Origin of the sequence: Asprobacillus argus, from assembly GCF_032248395.1 — a bacterium.
In the GTDB taxonomy this organism is placed as follows: domain Bacteria; phylum Bacteroidota; class Bacteroidia; order Flavobacteriales; family Flavobacteriaceae; genus Polaribacter; species Polaribacter argus.
The window spans coordinates 752,343-767,148 of record NZ_JAVTTO010000001.1; the positions used below are offsets into that span (position 1 = coordinate 752,343).

Sequence of the window (14,806 nt, forward strand, 5' to 3'; positions counted from 1 at the left end):
CCTTTTTGCAGAAAACCACATTTTTAATTACGGAAACCCGAAACAAACAATCGTTTGTAAAAAGTAGTTTTGACACTCTTACTTATTTCGATTGAGACAATTAATCAAGTACGGGAAAGTAATTGCTAGTTATCTATAGGGGAATAACTAGAAAAAGAAAAAAGTTTGCCTTTCGACTTCGGTCGAAAGGTTTTTTTGTTTTAGAAAGGTAAGAAAGCCTTCGCGATCATAAAGAACAGGAAGATTCCAAAGATATCATTACTTGTGGTGATAAAAGGACCCGTAGCAATGGCAGGATCGATCCCTCTTTTATCTAAAATGATAGGAACAAAGGTTCCGATTAAAGAAGCAACTATAATTACGCAAAGCATAGATATAGATACCGTTAAACTAAACTGTAAACTTAAGTGCATTAATGGAGCTACAGCAATTACAATAACCCCTAAAACAAGTCCATTGATAAGACTTAAACCAACTTCTTTTAAGAGTCGTTTCCACAAACTACCCTTAACATTATCGTTTGCTAAACCCTGTACAATAATTGCAGAAGATTGAACACCTACATTACCCGCCATTGCGGCAATTAATGGGGTAAAGAAAAACAATTCTTTATAGCTGTTCATAGCGCTTTCAAAACCCTCCATGATTACAACACTTCCTAGTCCTCCAAAAAGACCAAGGATAAGCCATGGAAGTCGTGCTTTTGTAAGCTCTAGAATAGAATCATCGGCCTCTACATCTTCTACCAAACCAGCAGCTAACTGATAATCTTTATCCGCTTCTTCTTTAATAACATCAACAATATCATCAATGGTAATTCTACCTAATAAAAGACCTTCGTTATCGACCACAGGAATGGCTTCCAAATCATATTTACGCATGATATTTGCTACTTCTTCGCCAGACTCATCCACATTTACAGAATCTACTTTTGGGATGTATATTTCTGAAATGGGTGTTCTGGTTGAAGCAATCAAAAGATCCTTTAAAGAAAGACGACCCTTTAATGTCCCCTTGTCATTTGTTACGTAGATCGAGTGTACCCTTGTTACTTTTTCGGCCTGAATGCGCATTTCTTTTACGCATTTTAAAACAGTCCAATTCTCGTTTACCTGAACCAACTCTTTTGCCATCAACCCTCCTGCAGAGTCCTCATCATAGGCTAGTAGTTCTTCAATCTCTTTTACGTGCTCTTCGTCTTCAATTTGAGACATTACTGCCTCTTGACGTTCTTCAGAAAGTTCAGCAATAATATCAGCTGCATCATCAGAATCTAACTCTTCAACCTCTTCGGCAATCTCTTTAGCAGAAAGTTTTTGTAAGATTTTTTCACGAACGTCGTCATCCACATCCATTAAAACTTCAGAAGTAGTTTCACTATCTAAAAGTTTAATAATAAAGACGGCTTCATCAAAGGAAAGTTCGTCTAAGACCTCAGCAATATCGGCATGGTGCATCTCTTCAAACAATGCCAGCAATGACTTATTGTTTGAGGTATCAATATACCCTTTTACATCCTCTAAAAGCTCTTTGGTTATTTCAAATCCCATGACTTGCTATTTTGTCTGTCAATGAAATGAATTCATTTACAGATAATTGTTCCGGTCTTTTCGCAAATATAGGGTCTTCTTTTAAGCTATCCGAAAGTTTAAATGATTTTAAGCTGCTGCGCAACATTTTTCTCCGTTGATTGAATGCGGTTTTTACCACCCTGAAAAACAATTGCTCATCCACTGGAAGAGAAAAATCCTTTTTACGAATCAACCTGATGACACCAGAATCTACTTTTGGAGGAGGGTTAAAAACGGTTGGTGGTACCGTAAACAGGTATTCAACATCATAAAAAGCCTGTGTTAGCACTGAAATGATCCCGTATACTTTACTCCCTTCCTTTTCAGCAATTCTTTTAGCAACCTCTTTTTGAAACATGCCAGAAAATTCAGGAACATACGCCCTGTTCTCAATAGCTTTAAAAACAATTTGAGAAGAGATATTATAAGGAAAGTTCCCTATAATAGCGATTTGCTGTTGGTTAAACAGCGTAGGAATATTTTGTTTTAAAAAATCGCCCTCGATAATGCGAAATCGCTCTCTAGAAGTATCTAAATTGATATGCTCTTTAGGGAAATCGTCCTGCAAATACGCTACAGATTCCGTATCTATTTCTAATACCGTTACCGTTGCTTTTTTCTGTAATAAATACTTAGTGAGCACGCCCATCCCAGGACCAATTTCAACAACAGTATCATACCCAACTCCGGTTAACGAATCGGCGATCTTTTTCGCTATGTTCTCGTCGGTTAAGAAATGTTGACCAAGATGTTTTTTTGCTCTTACAGTCATGCTAGTTTTTTGTGGTGTTTGGATAAAACTCGTTAATTACTTTTAATTCTGTTCTGAAAGCAAGCATCTTATCCGCAAATTTTTTCATGCCGTCACCACGCAATTTATCAGCATCAAAGGCATAATAGTCATCCAAGTCCTTTCTGGTCTTAGCTGTATATTGTACTGAATAGGTAACGCCTCCCATTTCTTCCTCTACGAGTACTTGAGTAAGTTTTGCAGACAGAAACCTACCCGTGCCTAATACTTCCTGAATATGATCTTCTATCCAAATAAGCCACTCTTGATGAACGCTTTCATCAATATTAATTGTTACGTTATATATGTACACAGTATTATGATTTACTATGAAGATTAAAGCACCTTCTAGATTATGAATTTAATTATACGGGAACAAAAATACTAATTGATGGTATCTCCTCGCAGTGTTCTGAACTTTTTTCTGGCATCCACCAAATAAATACTTGACCCGAAATCAAAAATAATCTTTTGATAATACTCTGAAGCTTTTTTAGGGTTATTTAATTTGAAATAATAGGTTTCTGCAAGCTGATAATACGCATCGTCTACTAAGATACCTTCACGATCTAGTTCAATGATCTTAAGGTAATTGGTAATCGCGTTTTCGTACTGTCCTTCTTTTATAAACACAGCAGCTTGTTTATATAACGCTTCATCCTCTATGGGTTGCCCTTTGTACTTTTGAATGATTTGCGAAAAGATAGCGATAGAAGCTGTATTCTTATTTTGAAAAGCAAGAAGATCAGCTTCTGCGAACTTCTTTAATCCAGTAGGAATGGAGTCTTTAGGTTCATTATCAGAAATGACTAAAAAAAGATCAACAGCATCGTTTGCAATAAGTTGTGTAGTAGATCCTTTTAAAACCTTTAATTGAGCCATTGCCCAGGTAAAATCACCTTTAAAGAATGAAGTTTGGGCTACTTTAAATCGGGCTTGTTGCGCAAGTGTATGGTTCTTTAAACGCGTTTGGATTTGAGAGAAATAAATAAGCGCTTTATTATATTTTCCCATAAAAACCAGCACATCACCTAACTTAAGTTTGATCCTCGCTTTTTCGAACTTGGAACTATTTAATGCAAGTGCTTTTTCCAAAACCTCCTTGGCAATAGAGGGTTCATTCTTTGTAAATGTTAGAAAATCAGCATAGGCAATTTGGATATTCAAAGTATTGGTTGTTGCGCCATACGTTTTCAGCACCTTTTTAAACATTGCCTCCACATTGGAGTCTTTCATCTCTACGGAGGATTTCAGATAATAAAGGTGAGCAAATAGCTTTTCGTCTAGAAAATTGGTACTCGATAGCACAAAAGAGAAACAAGCTTTAGCCGCGTCATAATCTTTATTATTAAAAGCTGTTCTGCCTAATGTATTGATATTTGAAAGATAATTCGGGTCGCGTTTAAACAAGGCTTTTTCCTGGGTTAGTGCTTTTTGGTATTCGTGTTGTCTGGTAAACAACCAACTGAGTAATTCGTTCCAAATATCTTTTGGATTGCTGATCGACTTTTTTAAGAGCGTTCGTTTAAAAAGGACGTTGTTTTTGTCAAAAGGATCCTCAGAAATATACCTGCTCACAAAACGTTTGACCGTACCTAGGTAATTACCATTCCTATCAACTAGGTCTATATAGGAGCTAAACATTTTTTCAAAATCACCTTTCTCTCCATAAATTTGAGCGATTTGAAAATCGTAATTCGCACCTTTATTTAAAGACATTGTCCTTCTATAAGCTTTGATTGCATAGTCTAATAGATTATTCTCTTTGAATAAACGGGCGGCGGTACCTCCTAAAGATGGGTTCCCGTCGATTCCTGCAAGCCCAAGTTCATAATAACTCTTGGCCAGTTCTGTTTTTTGCTGACGTTCAAAGTTATATCCAATTTCAATATTCAAATGAAATAATGTAGGGTTTCCCTGAAGTTTTGATGTTAGTAATTTTTCTGCAAGGTCAAATTTTTCCGTTTCCTGATAACAGGTAATTAACCTTTTAAGGTAAATTGTATTGTATGTGTTCTTATCAACGAGTTTTTTATACAGCTGCGTAGCTTTTTCATACTCCCCTTCTCTAAAATAATTTTCAGCGAGGTAAAAATCATTTTGAGCAAAACATAAGCTGCTGATAAACAATAAAATAAACAGAATTCGCGTTCTCATAGTTAACCAAAGATAGGTAACATTAATGTTAAATTTATATTAAACTAGACCAATTTGATTTTCCTTTTGTAACATTTTGGCACAAAAGTTGTCTTAAGTATATATAACCAATCGAAAACAAGATGAAAGATCTAACGAAACAATACGAGAACGCCAAGACAAGCTCTATAGAGTTTATGAAAAATGGTCAGATAAGTGCATATTTAAATGCATTATTAGAAATGAACAAATACAAAAGATTAATGACGGCAATGGTCGCTAATTAATCGATGATATCAAAACCAGTGTACGGGATTAAAACTTCTGGAATTTTAATGCCCTGATCTGTTTGGTAATTCTCTAAGATTCCTGCCAAAACTCTAGGCAATGCTAATGAGCTTCCATTAAGCGTGTGCGCCAACTGACTCTTACCGTCCTTATTCTTAAAACGCAGTTTCAACCTATTTGCTTGATATGCTTCAACATTAGAGGCAGAACTAATTTCTAACCACCTGTCTTGTGCAGTAGAAAACAATTCAAAATCAAAGGTTAATGATGAGGTGAATCCGATATCCCCTCCACACAGTCTTAAAATTCTATAAGGTAATTTTAACTCACGCAAGATTTCTTTAATATGTTCTACCATACTATCCAGTGCTTGATATGAATTGTCTGGGTGTTCCACACGAACAATTTCTACCTTATCAAATTGATGTAATCTGTTTAAACCTCGCACATGAGCACCATATGAACCAGCTTCTCTTCTAAAACAAGGTGTGTACCCTGTACATAAGATCGGAAAATCTTTTTCAGAGAGCAAGTTTCCTCTAAACATATTGGTCATAGGCACTTCTGCTGTTGGAATCAAATACAGATCATCCTCAGAAACATGATACATCTGACCTTCTTTATCAGGCAATTGACCCGTTCCAAAACCAGAAGCTTCATTAACCATATGAGGCACCTGATACTCAGTATATCCTGCCGCAGTATTCTTATCTAAAAAATAACTGATCAAAGCACGTTGTAATCGTGCTCCTTTTCCTTTATAGACAGGGAATCCGGCACCCGTTACTTTAGTACCTAATTCAAAGTCGATAATATCGTATTTCTTTGCTAACTCCCAATGAGGTAGTGCATTTTCAGAAAGCTCAGGAATAACCCCCTCTCTAAAAATCTCTTCATTGTCTTCTTCAGAGTTTCCGGAAGGAACAGATTCGTGAGGAACATTAGGGATTTGAAATAAGAGCTCTTGAAGTGACGCTGAAATTCCGCTAAGCTTATCTGTAAGTGTCTTTGATTGCTCTTTTAATTGACCTGTTTTTTCTTTGATAAGGTTCGCTTTTTGAACCTCTCCATTTTTAAACAAAATCCCGATCTCTTTAGATAATTTATTAGACTCGGCTAATGTATTGTCTAAAGAAACTTGAGTAGCTCTTCTTTTTTCATCTAGAGAAAGTACATTATCTATCAAGGATGAAGCGTCTTGCAAATTTCTTTTTGCTAAACCATCTAGTACTTTTTGTTTGTGATCTCTAATGAATTGAACCTGTAACATGTTAAAAATTTTATAAGCCGCAAAGATATACGAACTCTAAGAGATTAGCAATTTGAAACTAAAGATTGTTTTCTAAAAACTGAAAAGAAGATTCTTTGTCTTTTTTAAGTTGAACAATTAAATCTTCAACAGAGTCAAACTTCTGTTCTTCTCGCAAGAAATACAATAATTCAATTGTTAATTTTTGATCATATAGATCTTGATTGAAATCAAAGAAATGTACTTCAATGGTTTGATGTTTTCCGTCTACTGTAGGTCTGTATCCAATATTCATCATCCCATTAACAAAAACCCCTTGTATTAGAGATCGAACTACATAAACTCCAGTTTTAGGAATTAGTTTATACGGTTCTTCCACATTAATATTAGCCGTAGGAAAGCCGATCTTGCCACCAAGCTGTTTACCATTAACTACAATGCCGTTAATCGTAAAATGATATCCTAGAAATCGATTGGCAGTTTTAAGATTGCCTTCGTGTAAGGCTTTTCGGATCTTTGTAGAGCTGATGGATACATTGTCAATATCTTGCGCAGAAATCTCTTCAATGTCAAAGTCATATAAAGGGCTGTACTCTCTTAATTGGTCAATATTGCCTTCTCTATTCTTTCCGAAATGATGATCGTACCCAATTACTAATTTTGATGTTTTTAATTGATTAACCAAGATGTCTCTGACGAAATCCAGAGCGGTCAATCTAGAAAACTCTTTGCTAAATGGGTGAATAATCAAATAATCCAAACCCATATTTTGAAGCAGTAATGCCTTTTCGTCAATAGTATTGATCAGTTCAATCTTCATGTCCTTTTGCAAGACCATTCTTGGATGCGGGAAAAAAGTTAACAACACCGACTTTTTACCTTGCTTCTTAGCATCGGAAATCAAACGCTCTAAGATTTTTTGGTGACCTACATGAACGCCATCAAAAGTTCCGATTGTTACAATAGTTCTGTTTGTAGAATGAAAAGAAGAAACATCATGAATTATTTCCAAAGCCGCATCAAATTTATAACACAAATGTACGACTCCTATTTTGTTAAAATCAAGACATTTAGCAAAATATTAATTCAATAAAAAAAGCGCTGAAAACCTTGCTATATGGCAAAAAACAGGCATAAACATTACACAAATCAAAAAAAATTGTATTTTGCGAATAGTTAACAAATAATTTATATTATGATAAAAAAGGTATTACTCTTTGCTTTTGTGGTATTTGGAAGTTCGGTGATGTTCGCACAAACTACCGTAACGGGTACTGTAAAAGACGCAAAAACAGGAGAGACACTTCTTGGGGCTAACATTAAAGTTTCGGGTAAAGCCGTAGGAACAACTGCGGACTTTGACGGAAACTTCACTTTAACGGTCCCGGACGCACCTCCATTTACCATCGAAGTATCGATGTTAGGATTTAAAACTGCTAAAATTGAAATTACACAGAACAATCAAAAGGTAGAGGTGAGTTTAGAAGAAAACGCTACGGCTTTAGACGAAGTTGTGGTTTCTGCTTCTAGAACTCCTGAGAGAATTATGGAGTCTCCGGTGACAGTCGAAAGATTGGATAGTAGAGCGATTAAAAATACCTCGTCACCATCTTTTTATGATGGCTTAGAAAACCTAAAAGGGGTTGATGTCAACACCAATAGTTTAACATTTAAATCTGTAAATACTAGAGGGTTTGCAACATTTGCAAACACAAGGTTTATGCAGTTAGTAGACGGAATGGATAACTCTTCTCCGGCCTTGAACTTTGCTTTAGGGAACTTACTTGGAATGTCTGAACTAGATGTAAAGACAGTTGAATTACTTCCAGGAGCATCGTCTGCATTATATGGAGCGAATGCTTTTAATGGAATCATGTTTATGACCAGTAAAAACCCTTTTAATAGTGAAGGCATAAGCTTTTCACATAGAGAAGGAATTACGAGTCAGGAAGCGGCAGGAGATAATAGATTCTATGAATTCAATTTAAGATTGGCAACAGTCTTTTCTGAAAAGTTTGCAGCAAAAGCTACGATCTCGTTCTTAAAAGGAACAGAGTGGTTCGCTACAGATTATAGAAACACATTTGATGGAGATTATATTGCTGGAGATAGAAGCACAGATATTAACTATAACGGATTAAACGTATATGGAGATGAAGTTTCTACAAATATCCGAGGTGTTGCTCAAGCATTAATAGGTTTGGGAGTGTTGCCAGCAGGTGCAGATGCGTTAGTTCCTAGTGTACCAGTAAGTAGAACAGGATATGATGAAAGAGACTTGATGCCGTATAATGCAAGAAGCATGAAGTTTGGTGGAGCGATGCACTACCGACCGTTTGGTGATGATCGTTTAGAAATAATCTGGAACTCAAAATTTGGTAGAGGAAATACTATTTATCAGGGAGCCAACAGATATAATATCCAGAACTTCTTTATGGAACAACATAAGCTAGAAGTTAGAGGAAAGAACTTCTTCGTTCGTGGATATGTAACCAATGAAGATGCAGGAGACTCGTATGATACTCGATTTGCAGCGATTAATGTGAATAGAAGATGGAAGGACGACAATACCTGGTTTGGAGAATATGTGGGTGCCTTTGTACAAGGAACCTTAGGAGGTTTATTGCCAGCGCAAGCACATGTTTTAGCGAGACAAACAGCAGATACTGGTAGATTAATACCAGGTACACAGGCTTTTGCAGATACATTAGCAGAAGTAGCTTCTGATCCAAGTTTATCTACGGGTTCTAAGTTTCAGGATAACACCAAACTGTATCACGTAGATGCAAATATGAATCTTCGTGATTATATAGATTGGGGAGAAGTTCAAGTAGGGGCTTCTTACAGGTTGTACTCGTTAAACTCTAATGGAACTATCTTTACAGATTATGACGGACCTATCGATTATGATGAATATGGAATCTATACGCAATTGCAGAAAAAGTTCTTAGAAGAGGATAGATTAAAATTAACAGCGTCTATTCGTTATGATAAAGCAAAGAATTTTGATGGAAATTATTCGCCAAGAGTTTCTTTAGCATATGCAGCAGGAGAGAACAAGAATAGTAACTTCAGAGCTTCTTTTCAAACAGGTTTTAGAAATCCAACAACGCAAGACCAATACATTGGTTTAGATGCTGGATCAGGAATCTTAGTAGGTTCTGCACCTGACAACTTAGATCGTTATACTACGTTCCCATTAACCGTTAGTGGTGGAGGACAAGCATTTACAGGAGCTCCTACAGTAACACTTTCTGGAAGAAGAGCATATGATAACTCATTCTCAGCTTCTGGAGTTGTAGAAAGAGGAGAGTTTATTCAAGCAAACCCAGGTTTAGTACAACCGGAAAAAGTAACCGCTTATGAAGTTGGATATAGAGGTTTAGTAAACATTAATGATGGAAATAGAGTAACTGTGGATTTAAGCGTATACTATAACAGTTATCAAGACTTTATCTCTACACAAAATGTATTAGTACCATTTTATGGAAATGCAGATTTATCGGATGTTGTGCCAACACCTAACGGACCAGTTCCTGTTGCAGTAATTGCAGTTAGTAATGGTGATTTCAAAGCGTTTCAGGTATATACAAATTCGAAAGCCGACGTAAACTCTTATGGAGCTTCAATAGGCTTATCTACGAAAGTATTTAATGGATTCAACGTAGGATTGAACTACACATATGCTAAGTTTGACTTTGATCAAGCTACAGATCCTGATTTTGAGCCTTCTTTTAATACACCAGAGCACAAGTTTAAATTTGAGTTTGGAAAACCAAACTTATTTCAAAACTTTGGATTCAACGTGAACGTAAGATGGCAAGATGAGTATCTATGGGAATCAAGTTTCCATGATACGGTGATCGAAGCGAGAACCATTGTAGATGCACAAGTAAATTATACGTTACCAAAACTGAAGTCAGTAATTAAGTTAGGAGGATCTAACTTAACAGGTAAAGAATACTTTAGTGCACCTGGAGTAGGAGCCATAGGATCTATGTACTATTTATCTTGGACCATTAATAACTAATTAGAAAGAAATTATGAAGAAATTAAAATATTTATGGTTAGTACCATTAGTTGCTGGTTTAACAGCATGCGATGTAAATAACACTTTGGATGAGGTGCCAGCACCAACAGAGGTGGTAATTCCACTATCCGCTGGAACAGCAGACTTTTCAAAATATGTATCGATAGGAGCTTCTTTTACCGCTGGTTTTTCAGATGGATCTGTATTCCTAGCGGCTCAGGCAAATTCTTTTCCAAGCATATTAGCACAAAAAATGGCAGGTGCTGGAGGAGGAACTTTCACACAGCCTTTAGTAAGTGATAATGTAGGAGGTTTATTATATGGTGGAAACCAAATTGCAAACCCAAGGTTATTTTTTAACGGAGCAGGACCAGCAGTTTTGCCAGGAACACCAACTACGGAAGTAACGAGTGTATTAACAGGACCATTTAACAATGTGGGAGTACCAGGAGCTAAAAGTTACCACGTACTAGCACCTGGGTACGGAAGCGTTGCCGGTGTATTGGCTGGAACTGCGAACCCATACTTTGCAAGAATGGCTTCTAGTGCTACAGCAACAATGTTAGGAGATGCTGTGTCACAAAGCCCAACTTTCTTTACCATTTCTGAAATTGGAGGAAATGATGTATTAAGTTATGCAACAGGTGGAGGAACAGGAGTTGTTCAAACAGGCTTAGATCCAACCATGTATGCGTCTAACGATATTACAGCACCAGCGTTGTTTAACGTTGTATTAAATAATATCGTAAATGCAATGACCGCTGGCGGAGCAAAAGGAGCAATCGTAACGGTTCCTTCAATTGTAAACTTACCGTACTTTACTACTGTGCCTTATAACCCAGTACCTATGGATGCGGCGACAGCAGGACAAGTAAATGCAGGATATGCTGCGTATAACGCAAATTTATTACCTGCTATTACAGCTGCGAATGCTTTACAAGGCTTAGGTATGGATGCAAGCCAAATAGCTGCAGAAGTTGCAAAACGTACTATTAGTTTTGCAGCAGGACAAAATGCTGTAGTTATTGTGGATGAAGACCTAGTAGACACTTCTGGATTAGGATTGCCTTTATACAGACAAGCAACTGCTGGTGACTTCTTAGTGTTAACGAGTTCATCTTTTATTGGGACTACCGTTGGCGGAAATCCAGCATTAATTAATGGTGTTTCGGTACCGTTGGCTGATAACTGGGTATTGACTCCTCAAGAGCAGAACAATATTCAAACTGCTGTTGATGCGTATAATGCTTCTATTGCAGCAGCTGCAGCTTCAAAAGGACTAGCATTAGTAGACGTAAATCAATTATTGATAGATGCGGCTACAACGGGCGTTCAGTTTGATGAATTCACCATGACAACCAGTTTAGTATTTGGTGGAATGGTAAGTTTAGATGGTATTCACTTAACAACTAGAGGATATGGACTAATGGCTAATAAAATTTTAGAAGCTGTTGATGCGACATATGGATCGAACTTTAAAGTATCTGGAAATATGGCAAAAGCGTCAGACTATCCAACAAACTATCCTCCAGGAATCTAGTTTCCAGGAATAGTTTTTCATAAAAAAAGCGAGATCATTTGATCTCGCTTTTTTTATTTAATAAAGCTTTTCAGAAGCCTTACTAATTTTTTTAATTCACTTGGTGGATTATCATCATCAAATGAAGAAGATTGATACGTTTCTGTTTGTGTTTTAAAAATAACCACAGCCGCCATAGCGCCATCATAAAGACGTTTACCTGATGGAGCTTTTAATGCATCTACCTCTTTGTGTTTTATAGGTTTTAGAACTTTATATAAGGCTTTTAGTTGCTTACTTGACAATGTTGTCTCTTTAGATTCTGTTCGTGTCTTATACGTCAGTATATTCGACTTAACATGAATTGTTTCGAATTGACCTCTCGTCATCGCTTCGTAGGTAATTTCTTTTACAGGATACGTATCCGAATCAGGTGGACAACCCATGCAAATCGTTAAAATTAGAAATGACATATATAGTAGTACTTTTTTCATAATATCTTGGTTTTACCGTAAATATATAAAAGCAATATGTAATTGCTTTTTAGTTAAGAAATCAATAAGCTTGCCAAAACCTAAATCTAAACAAACATGGCAACTGCTCTTTTTACAGCAGCAACTAATATATCGATCTCTTCTTTGGTATTATAAAACGCAAAAGATGCTCTTATGGTACCTGGAATCTGATAGAAATCCATAATCGGCTGTGCACAATGATGACCCGTTCTAACGGCAACACCTAATTTATCCAAAATGGTTCCAATATCATAGGGATGCACCTCATCAACATTAAAAGAAATAACAGAGGTCTTGTTTGTGGTTCCGTAGATTTGTAATCCATCAATCTCTAATAATTTAGCCGTTCCATAATCCAACAGTTCATTCTCATATTTGGCAATAGCATCAAAACCTATATTGTTCATATACGCAATGGCGGCTCCAAAAGCAATACCACCACAAATATTAGGGGTTCCTGCTTCGAACTTATGAGGCAAACCAGCATAGGTAGTTTTCTCAAAAGTTACTGTTTCAATCATTTCACCACCTCCTTGATATGGCGGTAATTTTTCTAACCATTCTTGTTTTCCATACAGCAAACCAACCCCAGTAGGGCCACAGATCTTATGAGCTGAAGCAACATAAAAATCTACATCTAATGCCTGAACATCAGGTTTAATATGTGGGCACGCCTGTGCGCCATCAATCAATACAGCTGCACCTACTTGGTGGGCTTTGTCAATGATCTCCTTAATAGGATTGATCGTTCCCAAGGCATTGGAAATATGGTTACAAAAAACCAATGCTGTTTTTTCAGAAAGTAAATTCTGATAGGTATCCATTTGTAGAGAACCATCAAGATTCATAGGAATCACTTTCAAAACAGCTCCCGTTTTTTCGCAGAGCATTTGCCATGGCACAATGTTAGAATGATGCTCTAAAGCAGAGACAATTACCTCATCACCTTTATTCAACAATGAACCAAACCCAGAAGCTACCATGTTAATACTATGTGTAGTACCAGAGGTAAAGATCATTTCATAAGCATGCTCTGCATTAAAATGTTGTTGCAATAGGATTCTTGCTTGCTCGTATTTATCAGTAGCTTCCTGACTTAATGTATGTACTCCTCTATGGATATTTGCATTATAATTTTGGTAGTAATCTACAATAGTATCAATAACTACTTGAGGTGTCTGGGAAGTAGCGGCATTATCAAAATACACTAAAGGTTTTCCGTTTACAGTTCGCTGTAAAATTGGAAAATCGGCTCGAATTTTTTCTACTGGAAACATCCTTCTGAATTTGTTATACAAAGGTAGGGCTTGAAACGCAAAACTTACAAAAAACCTATCATTTAATTCTTATTTTTGTGAGGAACCAAAGTATTGATCATGAAAATCTTAAAACGAATTTTACTAGTACTAGCCATCGCTTTTATTTTACTCGTTGTTGTAAATTACCCAAAGCTGAATATCATTGCTGGGTACTCGGCAAAGAACACCAGTTCTTCGGTTTTTCTTGCCGAAAGAACATTAGCGTTAACCGATAGTACTGACAATAATTTTGGTGAAGTTAGCTTTGCCTATGATGAGATCAATGAAGAAGGGAAGTTTGCATCATCATCGGTGTTCGGATTGTTAACCAGAAAAGCAGTTCATAGAGAAGGACTGGGAAGTGTTTTAATTACTGATGATTTTGATCTAACTAAAAAACCGCTAAAACCAAAAAGGTCGTTTGTTAGTGATACCGTTGCATACCCTTATGGGAATGGAGCACAAAAAGATACGCTCTTTACAAATGTTGATTACGATGCGCTGAACAAAGCGGTAGACGGAATATTCAACGACGAAAGTCATACCCGTGCAGTAGTGGTTATTTATAAAGATCAGATTGTTGCGGAGCAATACAAAGAAGGGTTTACCAAAGATTCCAGAATATTAGGGTGGTCAATGACCAAAAGTATCATGAGTACGGTTTATGGAATTTTAGAACATCAAGGGAAACAGAATGTACAGGACCAAGCACCTATTGAATCTTGGCAAAATGATGATAGAAAGAACATCACCATTCACAACTTATTACAAATGAATAGCGGACTGGAGTGGGACGAGGATTACGGATCGATTTCTGACGTGACAAAGATGTTGTTTTTGGAAAAAGACATGACCTTAGCACAGGAGATAAAGCCCTTGAAACACGAAACGAATGCCTCTTGGAACTACTCGTCGGGAACATCCAATTTACTGTCGGGAATTTTAAGAAAGCAATTTAGTTCTCATCAAGCGTATTTAGATTATTGGTATACCGATTTTATTGATAAGGTAGGGATGAACTCCATGGTAATCGAAACAGACATGAACGGTACTTATGTAGGCTCTTCATATGCATGGGGAACTGCTAGAGATTGGGGAAAGTTTGGTTTGCTCTATCTACATAAAGGAAACTGGAATGGAGAACAACTTTTTGCTCCAGATTGGGTAAATTATGTAACAACTCCTACACCTACTTCCAATGGAAGGTATGGCGCACAGTTTTGGTTAAATGCCAATGGGAGATTACCTGATGTGCCTAAGAACATGTTTTATGCCGATGGCTTTCAAGGACAGCGTGTATATATATTACCTGACCAAGATTTGGTGGTTGTGCGTTTTGGGTTAAAGAATTATGACGAGAATACTTTTTTGAAAGGGATCATCACATCGATAAAATAAAAAAACCTCGTA

The 14,806-nt window shown here is 36.7% G+C and carries 12 protein-coding genes; 4 read left to right on the forward strand and 8 right to left on the reverse strand.

What is annotated here, in order from left to right:
- Nucleotides 1–200: 200 nt before the first annotated feature.
- From mgtE to RQM59_RS03395, 4 genes are all read right to left on the reverse strand, one after another.
- Nucleotides 201–1,550, reverse strand: a complete 1,350-nt coding sequence (gene mgtE / locus RQM59_RS03380; RefSeq protein ID WP_349240650.1) for a magnesium transporter — start codon at nt 1,548–1,550, stop codon at nt 201–203.
- Complete coding sequence (gene rsmA / locus RQM59_RS03385) at nt 1,540–2,343, reverse strand: 16S rRNA (adenine(1518)-N(6)/adenine(1519)-N(6))-dimethyltransferase RsmA (RefSeq protein ID WP_349240651.1); 804 nt, start codon at nt 2,341–2,343, stop codon at nt 1,540–1,542. The genes mgtE and rsmA overlap by 11 nt, the downstream gene beginning before the upstream one ends.
- Nucleotide 2,344: 1 nt before the next feature.
- Entirely contained in the window at nt 2,345–2,674 is a 330-nt protein-coding gene (locus RQM59_RS03390) for a DUF4286 family protein (protein WP_349240652.1), read from the reverse strand.
- 71 nt (nt 2,675–2,745) lie between these two features.
- The gene (locus RQM59_RS03395) at nt 2,746–4,518 is read right to left on the reverse strand and encodes a tetratricopeptide repeat protein (RefSeq protein WP_349240653.1); all 1,773 of its coding nucleotides are present in this window, start codon (nt 4,516–4,518) and stop codon (nt 2,746–2,748) included.
- 122 nt (nt 4,519–4,640) lie between these two features.
- Between RQM59_RS03395 and RQM59_RS03400 the strand changes: the two genes are divergently transcribed.
- On the forward strand, nt 4,641–4,784 hold the full coding sequence (locus RQM59_RS03400) for a hypothetical protein (protein ID WP_349240654.1): 144 nt from the start codon (nt 4,641–4,643) through the stop codon (nt 4,782–4,784).
- On the opposite strand, the gene serS is transcribed toward RQM59_RS03400, so the two are convergent.
- Together serS and RQM59_RS03410 are read right to left on the reverse strand one after the other, a co-directional pair.
- Nucleotides 4,781–6,055, reverse strand: coding sequence for a serine--tRNA ligase (gene serS, locus RQM59_RS03405; protein WP_349240655.1), 1,275 nt, complete (start codon nt 6,053–6,055; stop codon nt 4,781–4,783). The genes RQM59_RS03400 and serS overlap by 4 nt on opposite strands.
- A gap of 58 nt (nt 6,056–6,113) precedes the next feature.
- Complete coding sequence (locus RQM59_RS03410) at nt 6,114–7,046, reverse strand: bifunctional riboflavin kinase/FAD synthetase (RefSeq protein ID WP_349240656.1); 933 nt, start codon at nt 7,044–7,046, stop codon at nt 6,114–6,116.
- 183 nt (nt 7,047–7,229) lie between these two features.
- Between RQM59_RS03410 and RQM59_RS03415 the strand changes: the two genes are divergently transcribed.
- Together RQM59_RS03415 and RQM59_RS03420 are read left to right on the forward strand one after the other, a co-directional pair.
- Complete coding sequence (locus RQM59_RS03415; RefSeq protein ID WP_349240657.1) at nt 7,230–10,064, forward strand: TonB-dependent receptor; 2,835 nt, start codon at nt 7,230–7,232, stop codon at nt 10,062–10,064.
- A 13-nt stretch (nt 10,065–10,077) separates the two neighbouring features.
- Nucleotides 10,078–11,604 (forward strand): SGNH/GDSL hydrolase family protein, encoded by a 1,527-nt coding sequence (locus tag RQM59_RS03420; protein WP_349240658.1) that lies wholly within the window; start codon nt 10,078–10,080, stop codon nt 11,602–11,604.
- Between the two features lie 53 nt (nt 11,605–11,657).
- On the opposite strand, the gene RQM59_RS03425 is transcribed toward RQM59_RS03420, so the two are convergent.
- Both RQM59_RS03425 and RQM59_RS03430 read right to left on the reverse strand, forming a co-directional pair.
- Nucleotides 11,658–12,077 (reverse strand): hypothetical protein, encoded by a 420-nt coding sequence (locus tag RQM59_RS03425; protein WP_349240659.1) that lies wholly within the window; start codon nt 12,075–12,077, stop codon nt 11,658–11,660.
- 86 nt (nt 12,078–12,163) lie between these two features.
- Complete coding sequence (locus tag RQM59_RS03430) at nt 12,164–13,375, reverse strand: aminotransferase class V-fold PLP-dependent enzyme (RefSeq protein WP_349240660.1); 1,212 nt, start codon at nt 13,373–13,375, stop codon at nt 12,164–12,166.
- Nucleotides 13,376–13,474: 99 nt separating this feature from the next.
- Between RQM59_RS03430 and RQM59_RS03435 the strand changes: the two genes are divergently transcribed.
- Entirely contained in the window at nt 13,475–14,794 is a 1,320-nt protein-coding gene (locus tag RQM59_RS03435) for a serine hydrolase domain-containing protein (RefSeq protein ID WP_349240661.1), read from the forward strand.
- Nucleotides 14,795–14,806 lie beyond the last annotated feature (12 nt).